The sequence below is a fragment of the Catonella morbi ATCC 51271 genome, from assembly GCF_000160035.2.
Taxonomy (GTDB): Bacteria; Bacillota; Clostridia; order Lachnospirales; family Lachnospiraceae; genus Catonella; species Catonella morbi.
In genome coordinates this window covers 632,840-652,946 of record NZ_KI535368.1, presented here as the reverse complement: position 1 = coordinate 652,946, position 20,107 = coordinate 632,840, and the positions used below count along the sequence as shown (strand labels likewise).

Below are 20,107 nucleotides of genomic sequence, written 5' to 3'. Positions count from 1 at the left end.
TTACTCCTATCTGGGACGACGGGCCTCTTTATCTGCAAGTGGAGCAAAAGGGAAATGAGGTTCTGTCTGATACCAGTAAGCTACGCTTGCCACGTCATCCTGTCTCTCAAAAAGCCCTCCGTGTCCTACACCAATTTGTTGAATAGTGACTCTTAAATCCTCTTCAAAATATATCGGATCTTGTATATGCCATCTGTAAAAGCCCCTCATAGGCAGACAGTCATCGTTGTGGTAGTCATTATGAATGAGCTCGTCATGTGAGGAATAGTAAGGATATCCTAAAAAAGCAGTATTATAATTTTGTTCAACGGTTTTGCCATTTACCTGCTTAGCAAAACTCCAGGAGCCACCGAAATAATCCTCAGTTCCGGTTCCGCAGATTGTAGGATATTCGATATCTCCGTCAATATAAAATTTAATTTCACCCTCACCCCACCAGTAGCGCTCCAAAGTTGTTAATGCCATATATGTTCCTACATAGTGCCCTTTACCTTTAACATTATCCAATATTGTATAGTCTTTTCCAAGAGTCGTGATTTTTTCCCTTTTCCATATGGCATGAAAGTAGGCTATGTTTTCAGGCATATCATCAAGCAGACAGTAATCAATCTGATAAAAAAATGCCGGAATAGGATTTGGATGCTGATTCTCCAAGGTTATTCTTGCCCTTTTCCTAAAAGGCATCTGAAAATAGCTGTTTAATCCACGATTTGGAATTACGGCGATAGGTATGGAATTTACTATACATTCTCTTCCAAAACCACAGCAGAATAGGTCTCCGAGGGGGCTTTCCACAGAGGGAACCTTTTCGTCATCCCAGTACATTCTGATAACTAAGTCACTAAGGACAAAACAGTCTGCTTCCGTAGTTTTGTTAGTTACGGTAATCCAAATGTGATTGATTATACCCGGACCGTCTATATCGGCCAAAGTCACGGTAGAACCGCTTGGGATATCCTTAAGACAAGGGCTGCCTTTTCTTGAAGGGCCTAAATGGCTCGCAGCCATTCCCCCTTTCCCCTTTTCTCCGGTAGGATTTTCTGCATTGATTGCCCGGCTCTTTCTGTTATTTAATAATGGCAGAGTGCTTAAACTTCCATATAATCCATACATGAGATTTCCTCCTTATCTGTATTATGATTTTACACCACCGGCCATAATGCCGTCCATAATCTGTTTTTCAAATACAGCTACAAAGATAATTATCGGTAATAGAATTATCCATCCCATAGCACTTACCAGATCCCAAGGAACTCCATACATATTATCTCTCAAAGGGAGCTGAACTATTGCAACCGATAAAACCTGAATCCCATTGGAATAATACAGGGGTGTAAAAAAATTATTTAAACAATTTATGAAGTTGATAATACATACAGTTGCTATAGCAGGCTTCATTAAAGGCAGGACAATATGAAAAAGCCGTTGCATAAAATTCGCACCATCAATAGCAGCCGCTTCTTCAAGTGAAATAGGTATTTTCCCTACAAAATTATTCAGTATTAAGACTGTAAAAGGAATTACGGAACTGACATACAGTAATATCAATCCCGGGTAAGTATCAAATAACCCCACCTTTTTCATAAACTCGTAAAGAGGCCTTGCAGTCACTACTTCCGGTATGAGTAATGTAGCCAGAATAAATGCAAAGGCAACACTTATCCATTTTGACCGAAATCTCGAGAAGCCATAAGCCGCCATTGCACACAATACAGTGCCAATCACTAATGTGCTTCCGACAATTAGTATTGTATTTCCTATTTTACTTAATAATCCTACATTTTCAATAAGGAATTTATAACTGTCAAGAGTGGGATTATCCGGTAAATAATCAATCGGTTTTTTAAATAATTCTCCCGCAGGTGTTATTGAAGATATAAAAATCCAGTATACGGGGAAAAGAATCGCAAATGAAACTATTAGGAATAACAGCCATTTGCCAATAACAGTACATTTTCTGTAGATAGCATATTTTGTTGTATTAGTCATATAAATCCTCCGTTATTCCGTATACCGGCGCATAAATCGGATATTAAACCAGCTGAAGAAGACCATTACAATAAAAAGCATAATTGCCAAGGTGGAGGCATATCCTATGTTTAAGTTTGTAAATGATTCCATTGCTATACGGTATGCAATCAGGGATGTATCTTCTCCGGGACCGCCCGATGTCATGGCATATACTAAATCGAAAGAGGTTAAACGCCACAATGTAAAAGGTATACATAAGGTAAGTACATTTCGGATAATAAGCGGAAGGGTAATCCTTTTAAAACTCTGAAAACTGTTAGCCCCGTCTACTTTGGCGGCTTCATAAATATCACCGGAAATAAACTGAAGTCCGGAAAGAACAAGTATTGCAAAGAACGGCAAATCTTTCCATAAGTCCATTGCTATAACGGCGGCACGTGCTGAGCCTTTGTTGATCAACCAGTTATATTGAAAGTCCGAAAAGAACCTTCGTATAAAATCGTTTATTAAACCATAATCATTGTTAAATCCCCATTTTGCAGCCATTCCTATAACAACAGCAGGCATAGCCCAAGGAATGAGGACTATTGTTCTTAAAAAACGGCGTCCTTTGAGTTTCATATTAAGGATTAGTGCTAAGATAACCCCCAATACAACATGAAATACCATGGATACAATAACAAAAATTGCCGTAAATTTAATTGAAGAAATAATCTTATCGTCTTTGAAAACATTTACATAATTTGATAATCCGGTAAATTCATGGATGCCGGATAATACTTTGATATTATACAGGCTGTTTAACATAGTGACCAGGATTGGATAAATTGTTGTAAATCCCCTTATCAGAACTATAGGAAGAATCATAATTACGGGAATCCATTTCATAGATTTCTTACCGACAGTCAAAATGTTTCTCCTTTCAGTTGGCATAAATAATCGGACTAAAATATGAAATCTCCTACAGGGTGGTGTGTATAAGAGCAAATTAAGATGTGACACCACCGCCGTAGGATTTTATAATTTCTAATCACTAATTATGGATTATTTATATTTGTTTACAAGCTCCTGTGCTTTTTTACAGAAATCATCAACAGATATTTCGTCTTTCATACAGGACTGATATATAGTTCCCATATCTGTTATAAATTCCATAGTCTGAGGAAGCATAGGGCGGCCGTTTACATTGCATTCAGATGCATATCTGCTGTACATTTCCTTGGCAGGATCAGAATCAGGTACGACTTTTGCTGCAACATCTTTTCTTGCGGGATAACGATCGAAAGCCTTATATGAAGCCTCCATTCCACCTTCAGCAGCCATATATTTTAAGAATTTTATTGCTGCATCTTTATTTTTGGAAGCAGTATTAAGTACATAGCTCCAAGAATCCGTAAATATAGCTCTTTTTCCGTCTGCAGTCATTGAAGGAACCATTGCCATATGAATTTTATCCGCACCTAACATATCAGCCTTAGCATAATCAGTACCCAATCCCCACATAAACCAACAGCCATACTTTCCGTCATTTGCCTTAGGATTCATTTGTTCATATTTGTCTGCAATCTGATCAATTGGGGTCTGGTTATTTTTAACCATATCATGTAAAAATTGAATTGCTTCTTTATTTTCAGGCTTTGTCCAATCAAAATAATCTCCGCCGAACATGTTTACAAATTGTGCAATTTCATTAAATACATATGTTTTTTCCCAAGAACCGCCATAACCATATCTTCCGTTTCCTGAGGCAGCTGCCATGTATTTCTTGAAATCTTCCTTTGTATCCAGGGATTTAATTCCGACTTCATCCATTATTTTTTGATTTACCCAGAATGCGAGATACCCTGCATATCCCGGAACCCCTATGATATTTCCGTCTTTATTTGTAATCATCTGTTCCAGATATCCTTTGGCAAATTCACCGCGGATATCATCAGTCATAACAGTGTCGTTAAGCCCTTCCAACCAACCTGAATTCTTAAAAGATGCACTCATCTCATCGTTTATTTCCAAAATGTCTACACTTGAATCACCGGTGGAAAGTATTGTGGTTATTTTTTGCTGACGGGTATCAGAATCGGTAGGCGCAGCAATAACATTGATTTTTAACCCGGTAGCGGTTTCTACATTCTGAAGCCAGCTTTCAAAATCAGGATCAGTGGTATTAACACTGTACAATGTCAAATCATAGTTTCCGGCCTTTGAATTTGCGGATGATTTATTTGTGGAAGTAGTTCCGGATTGATTAGCATTGTTCCCACATCCGATTAGAAGACTTGATACCAACACCGTACTTAACATAAAATTTACGATTTTCTTTTTCATTTTTCCTCCATTCTGTCCGAAATAAAATTTCTGAAATTATGATTACAGAACAGTAATCTTACATCCAAAAAGGTTCGGACGGTTGCTTTATGATACTTATAAAATACCAAAAGAAATGTTATTCAAAAATACAATATATTATGATTTGTTTATATTATTTTAGTTTGTATTGCTTTGAAAAAAACCACAGATTATAATTATGATATACTCACAAGGAGGTTGATATGCCTGTTAATAAAAAATTGTTAGCACTTATTTTATCCAAATATCACTACAAACTGTTATTTTCTTTTTTAATATGTATAGCATTACCTCTTATAATAATGGGTTCGGCATTCTATGGGATTGCTCATAAAATTGCAGGAGACAGTATACTGAATTCTGTTATTCTTGCAGATGACCAGTTGAATGTAAGAATAAATAACCGCATAAATCAGGTAAAAAATGTAGCAGACTCAATGAGATATGATATGTACTCATTAATACGGAAAATGCGCAATAATACAAAGGATTTTTCTGTATTGGCCAATGTCAGAGATAATATTTCGCTGCTTAAATCGACTTTTAATCTATATCATATAGATATTTTTATAGATGATAAAAATATAGCGGCTTCGGAGGGGCTTTATTTTCATTCATTAAAAGAGTTAGGGAAATCAGGTATAGATGATATTACAAAAATAGATTCTGAATGGATTTATAAAAGAAATTATACCTTGCCTTACGTGCTGAATAACAAAAGAATCTCTCAGGATGTGGCAGCCTGTGTCAGAATATTGAATAATCAGGCTACAGGAGATACGGAGTATGCATATATGGTATTGTTAAGAGGAAGTGAATTTTCAAAAATGCTTACCGATACCTTTGAAAGTCTGAAGCTAAAGGGATATATTTCTGACAAGTACGGTACAATTATAGCTCATACAGATCAGAATCTCACAGGATTAAAATTAAAAGATGAAGATTTAAGCTTTATTTTGAATCAAAGTAAAAATATACAAGAAAACGGAAATGTTTATTATAATACGGTTAAGCTTAGTAACGGCTGGTATCAGGTAACCGAAATTCCTAAGGATTATATATATAAGCGTATATATATTATACTTAAGACATTTATATTAATAATGTTTATATCAATTCCTATTATACTGATGATAATTTTCCTGATTTCCGGAAATTTAACAAAGCGAATCAGTAAATTATCGTCTGCAATGGAAAATTTTAAGCTTGGAAATAAAGGTGCTGATTTGCAGATTTCATTAACAACGGCTAAGAATCCTAATTATTTTGACGAGATAGATAAATTGGGAGTTACATTTTTAAATATGCAGTCATCTATTAATAAAAATATGCATTCAATATTAGAACTTACTTTGTCGGAAGAAAAGTTAAAATACCGGTTATTACAATCTCAGATAAATCCTCATTTTTTGTATAATATATTGGGGACAATTAAAACTTGTCAATCAATCGGAAAAATAGATGTAGCGAATCATATGATAAGTAATTTAACACAGTTTTATCGGATGTCATTAAGAAAATCGGGAGAAAAAATAAAGATTAAGGATGAATTGGAGATTGCAAGACTTTATCTTGAGATGGAGCAGCTTTGCCGTAAAGATAAACTTAGCTGGGAAATAAATACTGAGGATGGTATAGAAAATTATCTGATCTGTAAGTTTACTTTACAGCCATTTTTGGAAAACTCTATTCTACATGGATATTCAGCAGAGAATCAGATTATACATATAGTGATAACAGTTTCCTATGGAGATGATGAGGTTATTATTACTATAGAAGATAATGGATGCGGCATTCCAAAAGAAAAATTGGAACAGATAAGATATAAACTGGTAAATCATGTAGTAGACTATAATAAGCATTTTGGTATATGTAATGTAAATAAGAGAATTTCAGGGGCTGATTTTGGGAACGGTGTTGTTCTTATTGAAAGTGAAGAAAAAAAGGGAACTTGCATAACGATTAAATATGCACAAATGGAGGAAAATGTTTGAAAAAAGTTATATTAGCAGACGATAACTACATTGTCTCAGAAGGAATAAGGATGAATATTGAATGGGATAATTTAGAAGCAGAAGTGGTTTTTACTGCGCAGAATGGGCAGGAAGTATTGGAGTATATGAAAGCTGATGAAGCGGATTTGATTATTACAGATATAGAGATGCCGAATATCGATGGAATTACATTGAGTCGTGAAGCAATGAAAATTAATCCGCATATTAAGATAATTTTAATAAGTGCCTATGACAAGTTCGAGTATGCCAAGCAGGCAGTAAGATTGGGCGTCTGTGATTATATTGAGAAACCGATAGATTATACTTTTTTGTGTGAAAAAATAAAAAATGCATTTGAAACGATTGACAGGGAGCAGCGCAATTTATCCATCTTAAAGGAAAGCAGACAACTTATGATTACAAAGTTTTTTCAGGATTTGCTGTACTATTCTCCTGACAAACTTTCCGAGAATTTTGAAAAATATATAGCATATCTGGAACTAAAGACGGAATATTCACATTTTAATATAATAAAGTTGGAAGTAGAGAGTGATTCATTGCTGGGGGAGAATGACGGAGTTTTGACCTATCAGATGGAAATATTAAATTTATCAGACATATTTCTGAAAAAATGTAGGGTTTTTGATAGTGTACATTGTATTCAGGATCTGAACAGTCTGATTTTTATAATAGCACAAAACAGCAAAAATCCTGCACATTTTCAGTATGTAATCCATAAGGTAGTTTCATCTTTTATGGATAGTTGCGGGAATTCCGTTTTAAATATCAGTATTGGAATAGGAACTGTGGTTGACAGTATATGGAAATTGCATGTTTCATACGAAAATGCCTGTCACGCCCTTAAATATCGTTTTTTCTACCCTCATAAGAATATATTTGATGCATTGGAAGCAACAGGCAAGGAATTCAGTTTATTGTCCTTTTCTGATTCAAGTGAAGAAGAACTTATAAGCCTTTTATGCAAAAAAGACAGTGAAGCAATTAAAGAATGGTTGGAGAATTTCTTTAAAAATTTATCTATGAGATATGAAAATAAGAATCTCATGTTTATACGAATTTATTCGTTATTAGGTAAAATATTAAAATTTTTATATGAAATAAACATAGATACAAGTGATTTAGAAGAGAAGATAATTTCGGTATACAGCCATTTTGAAACCTTTCATACTTATGAACAGTTTTTTTTATGGATGAATGAATTGTGCACATTGGTATGTGATAAACTGAATGTTTCGCTTAAATCTTATCATGACCAGACTTGTGAACTGGTAGATAACTATATAAAAAGCAATTTTGAGGATAATACGCTTAGTCTGAATGATATAGCTAAGTTCGCAAATATGAGTCCGACCTATTTAAGTGCTTTATATAAAAAAAATGTCGGACAAAGCATAAGTGATACTATTATGGGATGCCGTATTGAGGCGGCAAAGGGATATCTGGAGAAGACTGCCCTTTCTTTGAAAGAAATAAGTATTAAGTGTGGTTACACAAACCAATATTATTTTAGTACGAGTTTTAAGAAACAGCAGGGAATGTCACCATCGGTATATAGAGATATGCATTCAAAACTGTGATAACCTTAGTAATGCCTATAACCTGTATGGGACTGTCGCATTAAGCATTAAATACTCAAGATATGGTGGCAAAATTTATTTATACCAAGTATATGTTGAGATATTTTTCTTATAGCGACAGTCCTTTTACTTCTTCACCAAACAATGCAGATATTCGGTAACTCCGTCTCCTGCAATTTTCCTATTCTCATCTTTGTCAGCCTTAAACCTCTTATATTCTTTGGTGAAGACACTGTATGTTCCGTAGCCTGACATAATCTCACTGATTCTATCCACAGGTATAATCCCCTCATTGTTATAACTCAAGAAAATATACTTAAAGTCAGCATTTTTAATTAAGTCATTAAAAGCTTCACAGGCTGTACGCTTAGAGCAAAATGTACTTTTTTGATCTTTATAATCACGCATTCCTGTTATACCTCTGAGTTTTGGACTATCATACCTTGCTATTGTTTCAAGTATATGATAATTAGCGGAATACTGCCTTGTGTTATACGGAGGGTCAAGGTAGAGTATATCTCCTTGAATTTTCTTTATCAAAACATTTACATCTTCATTATAAACTTTGCCGGGTTTTCCTGAAATAACAGGTAATAAAGTAAGCTGAAAATCCCTGGCGGCAGTTTTTTTGATATGTTTTAAGAAGGCGGCATACACAGAGGCGGTATTTGCATATTTATCAATCGAATTAATAAGGCTTGCAAGGTAATAAAAATATTCGTTGTCAGTTATTTTTCCTAAACTATGTATTTCTTCCAGATAGGTTCTGATGGCATCACATTTTTTCCCGTTTTCATCTGTAAAATAATTACGCCCCGAACCTGAGCCTTCGCAGTAGTTGTTAAAAATAAAGCCTGAGAGTGGTTCAACCGAGTTTAATTCCTCAAGTAAATCATTGTTAAGAGGCGGAATGTTTTCTATATAATGCTTATTCAGTACATAGCTGTAGTACTGGATATCATTTGCTATAACCTCACAGCCCTTAGCCTTATAAGCACTTCCGACAACTCCCGTTCCCGCAAATAAATCTGCGAAAATGCAGCCTGCCCCGTCTTTATAACCGCTCACCTTGGTTAACCCATAATCAATAAAATCCAGCAAAGAATATTTTGAACCGATATAATTCATTTACCCCAACTTCCTCTCTTACTTAAATCTTCCCTTGATAAAAAAGATTATCATATTTTAAGGAAAAAATAAATATGATATACTAAAATCAAACAGATTGTATCAAGGCAAAACTCTATTCCTGCAGTAGAGTTTTAACAGTGTTTTTGTCAGCGGAGGTGGCTTATGAAAAACAATCTTATCAGTATTGGAGAGATGGCAAGAATAAACAGGACAACAATAAATGCTTTAAGACTCTATGATTCAATGGGACTTCTTACACCATGCTATACGAACCCGAAGACAGGGTACCGTTACTATGACATAAGGCAGAATGCAAGGCTTGATATGATAAGGTATATGAAAGAATTGGGCATGGAGCTTAGAGAAATAAAGCTTGTAATGGATTCTGAGGATCTTTTAAAGATTGAAGAAATCTTAATCAGAAAGAGGGAACAGATATTAAATGAGGTTGAGGAGTTAAAAATCAAATGTGACGGAATAGACAGAACAATAGCAAGTATAGAGCGTTATCAAAGGTCTCCGCGGAAGGGGACGATGACTCTTGAATATATACCGGAACGAAGGATTTATTCAATGGAAACGGATATAAATTTCTATGATTATGATATTGATACCTACGAAAATATATTAAAAGAGTTTAGGGATAAGATGTTTTTTGAAAATATTCCTCAGATATACTATTGTAACGTGGGGACAGTACTGGAAAAAGAAGATTTTAAAAATCAGAATTATGTTTCTCATAAAATGTTTGTATTCGTAGATTCTCACTTTCCGCTTATTCGGGATACTGAGCTGATACCGAGCTGGATGTACGCCTGTATATATCTTGACGATTTTGATAAAGAAAAGGAATATGGGAGAAGGCTATTGCGCCATTGCAAAGAGATGGGTTATGAGGTTGCAGGAAATTATCTATGCGAAGTGCTGACTGAATTTAATGTTTTTGACTGTGAAAAGCGTTCTATGTTTTTACGTTTACAGGTTCCGGTAAATTTTAATGACAGTATTTAACCAAAATTATTCACGAAACATCTTGTGGAATATCTTAATCTAGCAGGAGGCTGGAAATTACGATATTACACAAGATGTTTGGTAATATCTCCGCATAGTCACAGACCAAAAACAGTTTATCCTACTGTACTATTCGGAAGTAGAGGTCTGTGACCTATGCCGTGAATAATTTTAAGATTTTCATATTGACTCTATTATTACTAAAGAGTGTACAATTAAAATACAAGCAAAGAGCTTGCATATGCATACTTGTTAAATAATTAACAAATCTGCCCTGAAAAAGACAGATACTATGTGGCAAGATGAAATTTTGGGGCAGAAACATCAGAAAGGGGTAAATATGGAGAAGATTAAAGTTGTTCAGTACGGATGCGGTAAAATGAGCAAGTATATCCTAAGATATTTGTATGAAACAGGCTGTCAGATTGTCGGCGCAATTGATACAAATCCTGCCATTGTAGGCCTTGATGTGGGAGATTATGTAGGGCTTGGAGTTAAAACAGGAATTTTAATAAGCGATAAGGCAGATGAGGTTCTTGATAATTGTGATGCGGATATTGCTGTTGTAACCCTCTTCAGCCTTGTGAGCGATTGTTTTCCACATTTTATGAAATGCCTTGAAAGAGGAATAAACGTAATAACTACCTGTGAAGAGGCGACCTATTGCTGGACTACCGATGCTGTACATGCCAACATTCTGGATATAACCGCAAAAAAGAATGGTTGTACATTTTTAGGCTCCGGCATGGAAGACTGTTTCTGGGTAAATATGGTTGGACTTATTGCTGGAGGCTGCCATAAGATTACAAAGATTGAAGGAGCTGTAAGCTACAATGTAGAGGACTACGGTCTTGCACTTGCAAATGCTCACGGAGTAGGTCTGACGCCGGAAGAGTTTGAAGAGAAGATTGCTCATCCTGTGGAGATTGAGCCTTCCTATGTTTGGAATTCCAATGAAGCGCTTGCACAGAAAATGGGTTGGACAATTAAGAGCCAGACACAAAAGTGTGTACCTTATTTCCATGATAGTGATATGTTCTCATCTACTCTTAATTCAACTATTGTAAAGGGTAATTGTATAGGAATGGCTGCTGTTGTTACTACCGAAACCTTCCAGGGACCGGTTATTGAGACAAGGTGTATCGGTAAGGTTTACGGGCCGGATGACGGAGATATGTGTGACTGGAAGATTACAGGAGAGCCTGACACTGAATTCCATGTTGTAAAGCCTGCCACAGTAGAGCATACCTGTGCAACTATTGTAAACAGAATACCTGCTGTACTCAGAGCACCTGCCGGCTTGGTAACCATGGATCAGCTTGATGAGATTCAGTATCCTACCTATCCGCTGGAGTTATACATCTAAGAAAAAGAAAAGTAGGCTAAGCCCAATTATTCACACTGTAGGTCACATACCTCTACTTCCGAATAGTACAGTAGGATAAACTGTTTTCGGGCTGTGGCTATGGAGGAATATATTAAAAAATAGAGAAACGGCTGTAAATGAGATAACAGAAAAACTGTTTAATCAAATTTACAGCCGTTTTTGTTGTCTGAAGCATTATTGCGGATAAAATATGCAGTTTTACGGAAATGTTAAGAAAAAATAAACTAAAAAGTAAAGTAAATGACATATAATTATCATTAGAATAGATAAATATGAAAATAACTATATCTAAGCAATGTAAAATTTGCTATAATAAGGAGGTAAAACCTATGAAGAGTATCAGAAAAATTTGTTTGACGGTATTGTCACTTGTAGCAGTAATTATAGTATTTACAGCTTGCGGAAACAGTAAGGATAAAGAAAAATCACAAAATTCAGGGAGCAAAGACTTAGTTAGAAGCAGTGTATCCGGTGAAAAAACAGAAAATGAGGATAATAACTTAAATTCTACAGTAGATGCAACTGTCGGAGATGCCGGCAGTACAAATGCCGCAACCCCATCTGAAGATACTAAAAGTGAAGTGAAAAAGACTCGAATGGTCAAGGTAGATGACAGGTTGTATATGGATATGGGATATGTTCTGAGTGCTTTAAAATCCGGTAAAGAAGATGGGGAAATTCTTACAAGCAATGATGAGGCTCCTGAAAAAAATGATGAATCAAACTTTGGTACAGGATATAAATATCAGAAAGACGATATTAAATATTTATATGTGGAGATAGATAATAAATGGCAGGTTTTTCAGGATATAGCAATAAGTTCTTGGATAATACCTGAAGGTGTGGCACATTTTGATGCGGAAATAATAGAAGGAGATAGTGAAAGAACATTAGTTAAAATTACAGACTTACCTAAGGAATTTGGCTATATTTTCGGAGATAAAAAGACAGAGGAAATAAAGCCGGTACAGATAATTATTAAAGATTCAGTTATGTTAAATGGAATTAAAGGTTTAAAGAGTAGTGAATTAAAGGGTAAAAAAATAAAGGTATGGTTTGATGGCGAGATAAAGGGCGATAAGTCTGAAATGTCAAATCCTATAGAATTGGGAGAAGTATATGAAGTATCGATTTTAGAAGAAGAAAAATAATAAGCATATTATAATGAGAGGGGTAATATGAAAAAACAAAGAATTACAGTTTTTTTAATAATTATGTTTTTGCTGTGTGATATTTTTAAGTTATCTGTATTTGCCAATTCAGCACAGAGATTCTGGTATGGAACAGATGCTATGGGGATGGTTTCTAAGGACAAAGATTGTCCGATAGAAGTAGAAAAAGAACAGCTTACCTTTGATATTACAGATTTTCCGGACGGATATTATGAGAAAGAGTCTGATTTCCTGGCTTATAATGGAAGGGTTAAGGCAGAATATACCTTTTACAATCCGGCAGATTACACAGTGACAGCAAAGCTTGTGTTCCCTTTCGGAACCTATCCTTCTTACGGCTACCATAATTATTATGATAGCAACAATATAATTTTCAGGGCAGATGATGTATACAAATATGGTGTCAAAATAGACGGTAAAGAAGTTAAAGCGGTACTCAGGCATACTTTTTCTATTCAAGGAGATGAATTTAACCTTGATAATGATATAAGCCTGATTCAGGATGGGTATGTAAAGGATAGTTTCTATTCGCCTGATTTGCCTGTGACAAAATATACTTATACATTAAGTGGGGTAGATGAGGAAAAGTATAAGAATGCTTCAGCAACGCTTGAAATCCCTGCATTTGATGGAAAAAGAAAATTCTGGCTACCGGATGGAAATGGTTATAATTCAAAAGAAGATGGAAGAGGGCAATTGAGTATAGATGCTACAAATGGGCAAACTATAGATTTATATGTTATAGGAGAAACGGTTGCAGCCCCTCCGGAATGGAAAATTTATAATGTTATAGGGGATCAGAATGAAGAGATAATTGGAACTATGACTTTGCAAAATACAGAAGAATTATCGTTTAAAGAACTTGCTTTGTATGAATATGATGAAAAAACCGGTATTATGGAAGCTGACTGGTATAATGTAATTGTATATTTATTTAATATGGGAGGAAAAGACAATTCTGCTGTAATTACAGATATCTATACTACGCGTGATATATTATGGTATCTTATGCGGTGGTATGAATATGAGATTACCCTTAAACCGGGAGAAAAAATAGTGAATACCGTAGAGGCACCAATGTATCCGTCAATAGACCTGAACTATGAGCCGGGGGTATACGGGTATACCTATCTGCTTTCCCCTGCAAGCACCTGGGCAAAGTTTGGAGAACTGAATATAGATATAAATACTCCATTTTATATGACCGAAACAAACCAGAAAGGTTTTGAAAAAAACAAATCAGGATATAGTTTTAAATCAGATGGATTACCTGAGGGTGAACTTAAATTTTCCTTGAGTGAGAGAGAAAAACCTGAAAAGCAAAGTTATGGATCAATATGGTTTGTATTAGGTATGCTTGTACTTGGTGCTATTCAGCTGATAGGTTATGTTTTAGTTGGAGTGGTTGTAGTAATAATTTTGATTGTATTGATAAAAAGATTTGCCGGAAAGAAGAAGGAATAAATAAAGAACTTATTAAAATTTAATATCTTAAGCCTTATGCAAGGTGCACAATTATCATAGGATTAAATTGTGCACCTTGTCTGGTCTTTTGGAGTATTTTTATATAAAAAGCCAAAAATACTTCAAAAGACCATATGAATTTAGATACTTTTTTGATATAACAGTCACAAGACATGCAAAAATACTATGGAAGTGGAAATGCTGGGATGAAAAATATCATTGGTATCTTTCACAGAAAGGAATGGTTTTAAAATGAAGAGAGTAATTAGTCTTGTGTTGGCATTGTTCTTAACGGTATCACTTTCAGCCTGTGGAAGTTCAGGGAGAGCAGATGAAGCTTTGGTAGGAAAATACTTAGCTGTTACCGGAACATCTATGGGAATGACTCTTTCGGGTGCTGATATGTCAGGTTTTACACTTGAATTAAAGAGCGGAGGCAAGGTAACAATGACTATAGATGGTACCTCTGCAGACGGTAAATGGGTAAATGATGATAAAACAATTACACTTACCATTGAAAAAACCGACATGGTCGGAAAGCTTGATAAAGATACAATTACATTTGAAAGTATCTTAAAGGAAATGATTGGTACCTCCATGGATGTGAAATTTGCCAAAGAAGGAACAGATGCAGCTAAACCTGAGAACTTTTTGCCTGAGGAGGAAAGAGCTCTTTTAGGAGACTGGGTAGGTGCTTCAGTAGTTGATGCGCTTGACAAGGATGCATCGGGAGAGATTTCACCTGATTCTATGAAGGCAACCTTAAACGCAGACCATACTTGTACTATCACCTATAAAGGTGAAGAAATTGCTAAACCTAAGTGGAGCTATTTTTCGGGTATGGTATCATTTGAGGGTGATGTGGCCGGAGGTGCAAGTCTATACGGTGATTACAAGGATGGTAAGTTTATGATAACTTATAGTGGGGATAATTATTACAAATTTACAATGGAACCTGCTAAATAGAGAGTAAACATTACAATGACGTAGTGAGGGAAGAGAAGTAAGATAGGGGAAAGATAAAAATAGAAAAGTGCGGTGGCATTGAGGGGGAATGCTATCGCACTTTTTGTGGTAGCGTTTATCGGATTAAAGATTCTGAAAATGAAAAGATGCATAGTTTATGCATCTTTTTTCTTTTGAGTAATAGAAAATTTCACTGAAATTCCCATTATTTGCTATTGTGTATTTTATTACTTCAAGAAAAAATTCATATTATAGATTTATCGTGTTAACGTATTTATTACTTGATTTGAATTAATGTGAACTTTGTACAAAAAAATACGTGTCAGAATGACACATACAATAGTTATATTATATATCAATATAAAAAATAAATAAATAAAACTTATATAATATCTACGAATTTAAGCAAAATGACCAAAGATATGTAGACACAATATTATTCTTTTGATAATATATAACTATAAAATATAAGGAGGGATTTCTATATGAAAAAAGGTTTGCTAAGTAGTTTGCTTGTGATGTCACTTGTTTTTGTCGGTTTATCAGGATGTGGAAAACAGGGGGGTGAAACAGCAAAAAGTGGAAATGCAGGTATTTCTGCTGGTGAGGATAAAATCCAAATAGCAGTGGCAGCACCGATGACTGGTGATAACTCTGAGTATGGTATTGGTTTTTATAATGCAGCTTTGCTTAAGGCTAAGGAATGGAATGCCAATGGTGGTGTTTTAGGTAAGCAGATTGAAATAGTGCAGTATGATGATAAAAACACTTCAGAGGAAGCAACCACAATTGCACAAAAAATTGTGTCAGATAAAAAGGTTGTCGGGGTAATTGGACATTTTTCTTCAGGAGTATGTATGACGGCAGCTCCTATTTATCAGGAGAATAAAATAATAGAAATATCTCCGTCATCATCTCATCCTGATTACTCAGGGATAGGTGACTTTATCTTCAGGAACAATACAGTTATATCCAAGGAGGGTGCTGCCAGTATAGATATTGCAGTGAATGATTTGGGTAAAAAGAAAGTAGGCATTATTTCCATTATGACAGACTGGGGAACTAATACATCCAAAATGATAAAAGAGATGGTGGAGAAGACTGATGCCAAGGTTGTAGCACATGAAGAGGTAATGGAAGGTTCTGATGATTATACTCCGGCTATAACAAAACTTAATGAGGCTGGGGCAGATGTTGTTATATGTTGTGGTATGTATAATTTAGTTGCTCCTGTAGCTAAGCAGTATAAACAAATTAATCCTGATATAAGGATAGTTGGATTCTCAAATTCTTACAGCCAACAGTTAATAGAGCTGGGGGGCGAGGCTGTTGAGGGAGTTTGTTTCCCTGTGATTTTCTTTTCGGAGTCAGATGATCCAGAGGTTAAAAACTATGTAGAATCATTTAAAAAAGAGTATGGAAGTGCTCCATCTGCACTTACATCTCAAGCTTATGACTCTGTGGGTATTTTACTTACAGCTATAAAAGAAGCTGGAACAACAGATTCAGAAAAAGTAAAGGAAAAACTCTATCAGATTGACTATAAAGGTGTGACCGGAGATACAAAGTTCGATTCAAATGGAGATGTGGATAAACAGTTTGTAAAAGTAACCATTAAAGATGGTAAATTCACAAAAATGGATTAATGGGAAAGGAAACAGATGTTAATACAGCAGGTATTTAATGGTCTGGCGCTTGGGATGGGGTATGCTTTAATAGCGGTTGGATATTCTTTGGTATTTGGCATACTCAGATTGGTTAATTTTTCTCACGGTGCTATTTACGCATTTGGTGCAGAAATGGCAATGGTTTTTATAGGAATGAATTTCGGAATTTTTCCGGGGATTTTGGCGGCAATGGTTTTAACAGGAATATTGGGAATCTTAATAGATAAGGCAGCACTTGAGCCACTTAGAAAGAAAAGGTCAATGCCAATAGCTTCCTTGATCACAACTATAGGAATTTCAAATATAATAACTAATTTGCTTATAATATTTTTAGGTTCTGAAAAAAGGAATTTTAAGTCTCTATTTGGGCAGACAACTATACAGATAGGACAAATAAGTATATCAATGACACAGATTATGATGTGTGTGGTTTCTCTGTTGCTTATGGCTACTTTAATGTTTGTTGTTTATAAAACTAAAATAGGACTTGCAATGAGAGCCACTGAGCAGAATACAAAGGCAGCAAATCTTATGGGAGTGAATGTAAATTTTGTAATATCATTTACATTTTTCCTAGCAGGAGTTTCAGCAACTATAGCAGGGGCTTTGGTAAGCGGTTATTACCAAATAGTTTATCCTAACATGGGATTTATGGCCGGATTAAAAGCCTTTGCTGCTGCAGTATTAGGAGGTATAGGGAGTCTGCCCGGAGCACTTCTCGGCGGACTGGTTGTAGGAGTTTCTGAGAGTATGGCAGCCACTTTTTTAGGTTCGACATATAGAGACTCTATAGCTTTTATTATCCTTATCATAGTACTTATAGTTAGACCACATGGGCTTTTTGGACGGAAAGGGATTAAAAAGGTGTAAAAAATGAGCAATGAAAAACTTACCGGGCAGAACAAACTGCATGGGATGGAAAGTATAATACATCTTCACAGAAACAAACTGTATATAGCTTTATTTGCCTTTTTGATTGTATTTCCTATGATTTTTAATAATCAGTATCTGTTAACTGTAGTAATAAAAATAGGCTCTTATGCGATACTGGCAATGGGATTAAATATTCTTACCGGATATACAGGTCTTGTTTCGCTTGGACATGCCGGATTTGTGGCGATAGGAGCATATACTGCATCAATTGTTGCAATAAAATTTAATATAAATTTTTTTATAGCAACAGTAATTGGCATGATAGCCGCAGGAATTATAGGAGTTCTTTTAGGACTTCCGACGTTAAGAGTTACAGGAACATATCTTTCAATAATAACTCTTGGTTTTGGGGAAATAGTAAAGATGATTCTTATGAACTGGGCTGATGTCACAGGAGGAACACTTGGAGTAAAAAATATACCTAAACCATCTTTATTCGGATTTAATTTTAATGTTACTAATCATGGATTGTATTATCTTATGATAGTTTTCGTGCTTATTACTGCATTATTTTGTCTATCACTTGTAAAATCCAAAACAGGAAGAGCTTTTATGGCAATAAGGGCAGATGAACTTGCAAGCACAATGATGGGGATACCTGTAACAAGATATAAGATACTGGCTTTTGTCATTTCGGCTTCAATCTGTGCCTTGGGTGGAGCATTGTATTCAACCTTAATTGGATATATAGATCCGAATACTTTTAACTTTGATGTTTCAACGATGATACTAAGTATTGTTATTCTTGGTGGAATGGGAACTCTTAGAGGAATGTTCATAGGATCAATTATCCTTATAGCTTTTCCTGAAGTGTCAAGATTTTTGATGGAATATAGGTTTGTGCTTTATGGTGCGATTCTGGTATTAATGATGAGATTCAGGCCACAGGGAATTCTTGGATGGAAATCTGGGTTGCCTTATAGAATATCAAAGAACGCTGAAGCTGAATTGAAAAAAATGGAAGAGGTAATGTATGAGGACACAGGCGAAAATACTTGAGGTAAAAAATATAACAAAGCGATTTGGCGGTATTGTTGCAGTGGACGGAGTAAGTCTTGAAATAAACAGGGGTGAGATAATAAGTATAATTGGCCCTAACGGTGCCGGGAAAACTACAGTTTTTAATATGTTAACCGGAGTGTATGAAGTGGATGAGGGAAGTATAGTATTTAATGGAGAAGAAATACAAAATAAGTCTCCGCTTCATATAGTAAATGCAGGAATATCAAGAACCTTCCAAAATATACGACTGTTCAGTGATTTAAGAGTAATAGAAAATGTAATGATAGGTGCACATATAAAAACAAAGTATGGATTTTTTGGGTCTATTTTCAGAACAAAAAAGTTTAGGAATGAAGAAGATGTTAAGGTCGTTCAGGCAATAAGGTTACTTAAATTGATAGGACTTGATTACAGAAGAAATGACTATGCTTCGAATCTGCCGTATGGAGAGCAGAGAAAACTTGAGATAACAAGAGCTATTGCTACCGGAGCAAAGCTTATACTTCTTGATGAACCGGCAGCAGGAATGAATCCTAAGGAATCTGCTGAGCTTATGAGATTTATACAAGAATTAAGGAGTATGGGATATACTATACTTATGATAGAGCATGATATGAGTGTGGTTATGAATGTGTCTGACAGGATATATGTAATTGACCATGGGAAACCGATTGCTAATGGTATTCCGGAAGAAATAGCAAATAATCCAAAGGTAATAGAAGCATATTTGGGAGGTGAGTACAGTGGTACTGAAAGTTCAGAAGCTTAATACCTATTATGGTGCCATTCATGCCTTAAAGGGTATAGATATGGAAGTTGAAAAGGGAGAAATAGTATCACTCATCGGAAGTAACGGTGCCGGCAAAACTACGTTGCTTAATACTGTAACGGGGGTAGTGAAACCAAGTAGCGGACAGGTATTTTTAAATGATCAGGAAATAACTAATATGCCATCTTATAACTTAACTAAGATGAAAGCAAGCATTTCTCCTGAAGGGCGAGAGGTTTTTCCTGAGCTTACTGTGGAAGAAAATTTGAGAATAGGAGCCTATACGGTAAAAGAAAAAGCTAAAATTAAATCTGACTATGAGAGAGTGTATGATTTATTTCCAAGGTTAAAAGAGAGGGCAAGACAGCAGGCGGGGACTCTTTCCGGAGGTGAGCAGCAGATGTTGGCTGTAGGACGCGCACTCATGTCAAGTCCTGAATTGCTCTTTCTAGATGAACCTTCGCTTGGTTTGGCTCCAAATTACGTAGCAATGATATTTGAGATGATAAAGGAAATAAACAAACAAGGCGTAACTATTCTGCTCATTGAACAGAACGCCAATATGGCACTTATGGCATCAGACAGGGCTTATGTTATTGAGAATGGTTTGGTAACCATGAGTGGTCCGGCAAAAGATATATCAAAGGACCCAAGAGTTAAAAAGGCTTACCTCGGTATGAGTTGAAAGGAGAAGAA

At 35.5% G+C, this 20,107-nt stretch carries 17 protein-coding genes; 12 read left to right on the top strand and 5 right to left on the bottom strand.

Features of this window, described 5'->3' with window-relative positions; translation table 11 throughout:
• Positions 1-6: 6 nt before the first annotated feature.
• The 4 genes from GCWU000282_RS09950 to GCWU000282_RS09935 all read right to left on the bottom strand — a co-directional run bounded on the left by GCWU000282_RS09950 (position 7) and on the right by GCWU000282_RS09935 (position 4,296).
• Entirely contained in the window at positions 7-1,113 is a 1,107-nt protein-coding gene (locus GCWU000282_RS09950; RefSeq protein ID WP_023354984.1) for a glycoside hydrolase family 172 protein, read from the bottom strand.
• A gap of 21 nt (positions 1,114-1,134) precedes the next feature.
• Positions 1,135-1,989: a carbohydrate ABC transporter permease gene (locus GCWU000282_RS09945; protein WP_023354983.1), complete on the bottom strand. Its 855-nt coding sequence runs from the start codon at positions 1,987-1,989 to the stop codon at positions 1,135-1,137.
• Between the two features lie 12 nt (positions 1,990-2,001).
• Positions 2,002-2,859, bottom strand: coding sequence for a carbohydrate ABC transporter permease (locus tag GCWU000282_RS09940; protein ID WP_035040462.1), 858 nt, complete (start codon positions 2,857-2,859; stop codon positions 2,002-2,004).
• A 156-nt stretch (positions 2,860-3,015) separates the two neighbouring features.
• A complete protein-coding gene (locus GCWU000282_RS09935) occupies positions 3,016-4,296 on the bottom strand; it encodes an ABC transporter substrate-binding protein (protein ID WP_023354981.1) in 1,281 nt (426 codons plus the stop codon).
• Between the two features lie 224 nt (positions 4,297-4,520).
• Here GCWU000282_RS09935 and GCWU000282_RS09930 point away from each other — a divergent pair, with 224 nt between their 5' ends.
• A complete protein-coding gene (locus GCWU000282_RS09930) occupies positions 4,521-6,311 on the top strand; it encodes a sensor histidine kinase (protein WP_023354980.1) in 1,791 nt (596 codons plus the stop codon).
• Positions 6,308-7,909 (top strand): response regulator transcription factor, encoded by a 1,602-nt coding sequence (locus GCWU000282_RS09925; RefSeq protein ID WP_023354979.1) that lies wholly within the window; start codon positions 6,308-6,310, stop codon positions 7,907-7,909. Before GCWU000282_RS09930 ends, GCWU000282_RS09925 begins: the two co-directional genes overlap by 4 nt.
• A gap of 126 nt (positions 7,910-8,035) precedes the next feature.
• On the opposite strand, the gene GCWU000282_RS09920 is transcribed toward GCWU000282_RS09925, so the two are convergent.
• Positions 8,036-9,037, bottom strand: coding sequence for a DNA adenine methylase (locus GCWU000282_RS09920; protein WP_023354978.1), 1,002 nt, complete (start codon positions 9,035-9,037; stop codon positions 8,036-8,038).
• Positions 9,038-9,202: 165 nt separating this feature from the next.
• Here GCWU000282_RS09920 and GCWU000282_RS09915 point away from each other — a divergent pair, with 165 nt between their 5' ends.
• The 10 genes from GCWU000282_RS09915 (at position 9,203) to GCWU000282_RS09870 (ending at position 20,096) form a co-directional block, all read left to right on the top strand.
• Positions 9,203-10,051 carry a MerR family transcriptional regulator gene (locus GCWU000282_RS09915; RefSeq protein WP_023354977.1) on the top strand — a complete coding sequence of 283 codons (849 nt, stop codon included), beginning with the start codon at positions 9,203-9,205 and terminating at the stop codon, positions 10,049-10,051.
• A gap of 340 nt (positions 10,052-10,391) precedes the next feature.
• Positions 10,392-11,417 carry an NAD(P)H-dependent amine dehydrogenase family protein gene (locus GCWU000282_RS09910; protein ID WP_035040461.1) on the top strand — a complete coding sequence of 342 codons (1,026 nt, stop codon included), beginning with the start codon at positions 10,392-10,394 and terminating at the stop codon, positions 11,415-11,417.
• Positions 11,418-11,767: 350 nt separating this feature from the next.
• Positions 11,768-12,589, top strand: coding sequence for a hypothetical protein (locus GCWU000282_RS09905; RefSeq protein ID WP_051384170.1), 822 nt, complete (start codon positions 11,768-11,770; stop codon positions 12,587-12,589).
• A gap of 27 nt (positions 12,590-12,616) precedes the next feature.
• Positions 12,617-14,074, top strand: coding sequence for a hypothetical protein (locus tag GCWU000282_RS09900; RefSeq protein ID WP_023354973.1), 1,458 nt, complete (start codon positions 12,617-12,619; stop codon positions 14,072-14,074).
• A 252-nt stretch (positions 14,075-14,326) separates the two neighbouring features.
• Positions 14,327-15,040: an LptM family lipoprotein gene (locus GCWU000282_RS09895; RefSeq protein ID WP_023354971.1), complete on the top strand. Its 714-nt coding sequence runs from the start codon at positions 14,327-14,329 to the stop codon at positions 15,038-15,040.
• Between the two features lie 485 nt (positions 15,041-15,525).
• Positions 15,526-16,686, top strand: coding sequence for an ABC transporter substrate-binding protein (locus GCWU000282_RS09890; protein ID WP_023354970.1), 1,161 nt, complete (start codon positions 15,526-15,528; stop codon positions 16,684-16,686).
• A gap of 15 nt (positions 16,687-16,701) precedes the next feature.
• Positions 16,702-17,577, top strand: a complete 876-nt coding sequence (locus tag GCWU000282_RS09885) for a branched-chain amino acid ABC transporter permease (RefSeq protein ID WP_023354969.1) — start codon at positions 16,702-16,704, stop codon at positions 17,575-17,577.
• Positions 17,578-17,580: 3 nt separating this feature from the next.
• Positions 17,581-18,639, top strand: coding sequence for a branched-chain amino acid ABC transporter permease (locus GCWU000282_RS09880; RefSeq protein ID WP_023354968.1), 1,059 nt, complete (start codon positions 17,581-17,583; stop codon positions 18,637-18,639).
• Entirely contained in the window at positions 18,614-19,411 is a 798-nt protein-coding gene (locus GCWU000282_RS09875; RefSeq protein ID WP_023354967.1) for an ABC transporter ATP-binding protein, read from the top strand. Before GCWU000282_RS09880 ends, GCWU000282_RS09875 begins: the two co-directional genes overlap by 26 nt.
• Positions 19,386-20,096 (top strand): ABC transporter ATP-binding protein, encoded by a 711-nt coding sequence (locus GCWU000282_RS09870; RefSeq protein ID WP_023354966.1) that lies wholly within the window; start codon positions 19,386-19,388, stop codon positions 20,094-20,096. The genes GCWU000282_RS09875 and GCWU000282_RS09870 overlap by 26 nt, the downstream gene beginning before the upstream one ends.
• The last annotated feature ends 11 nt before the right edge of the window (positions 20,097-20,107 follow it).

Excerpts from the sequence above, each read along its gene's own strand:
- GCWU000282_RS09950 (WP_023354984.1), bottom strand. The coding sequence starts at position 1,113 with ATGTATGGATTATATGGAAGTTTAAGCACTCTGCCATTATTAAATAAC.
- GCWU000282_RS09945 (WP_023354983.1), bottom strand. The coding sequence starts at position 1,989 with ATGACTAATACAACAAAATATGCTATCTACAGAAAATGTACTGTTATT.
- GCWU000282_RS09940 (WP_035040462.1), bottom strand. The coding sequence starts at position 2,859 with ATGAAATGGATTCCCGTAATTATGATTCTTCCTATAGTTCTGATAAGG.
- GCWU000282_RS09935 (WP_023354981.1), bottom strand. The coding sequence starts at position 4,296 with ATGAAAAAGAAAATCGTAAATTTTATGTTAAGTACGGTGTTGGTATCA.
- GCWU000282_RS09930 (WP_023354980.1), top strand. The coding sequence starts at position 4,521 with ATGCCTGTTAATAAAAAATTGTTAGCACTTATTTTATCCAAATATCAC.
- GCWU000282_RS09920 (WP_023354978.1), bottom strand. The coding sequence starts at position 9,037 with ATGAATTATATCGGTTCAAAATATTCTTTGCTGGATTTTATTGATTAT.
- GCWU000282_RS09915 (WP_023354977.1), top strand. The coding sequence starts at position 9,203 with ATGAAAAACAATCTTATCAGTATTGGAGAGATGGCAAGAATAAACAGG.
- GCWU000282_RS09910 (WP_035040461.1), top strand. The coding sequence starts at position 10,392 with ATGGAGAAGATTAAAGTTGTTCAGTACGGATGCGGTAAAATGAGCAAG.
- GCWU000282_RS09905 (WP_051384170.1), top strand. The coding sequence starts at position 11,768 with ATGAAGAGTATCAGAAAAATTTGTTTGACGGTATTGTCACTTGTAGCA.
- GCWU000282_RS09900 (WP_023354973.1), top strand. The coding sequence starts at position 12,617 with ATGAAAAAACAAAGAATTACAGTTTTTTTAATAATTATGTTTTTGCTG.
- GCWU000282_RS09895 (WP_023354971.1), top strand. The coding sequence starts at position 14,327 with ATGAAGAGAGTAATTAGTCTTGTGTTGGCATTGTTCTTAACGGTATCA.
- GCWU000282_RS09890 (WP_023354970.1), top strand. The coding sequence starts at position 15,526 with ATGAAAAAAGGTTTGCTAAGTAGTTTGCTTGTGATGTCACTTGTTTTT.
- GCWU000282_RS09885 (WP_023354969.1), top strand. The coding sequence starts at position 16,702 with ATGTTAATACAGCAGGTATTTAATGGTCTGGCGCTTGGGATGGGGTAT.
- GCWU000282_RS09880 (WP_023354968.1), top strand. The coding sequence starts at position 17,581 with ATGAGCAATGAAAAACTTACCGGGCAGAACAAACTGCATGGGATGGAA.
- GCWU000282_RS09875 (WP_023354967.1), top strand. The coding sequence starts at position 18,614 with ATGAGGACACAGGCGAAAATACTTGAGGTAAAAAATATAACAAAGCGA.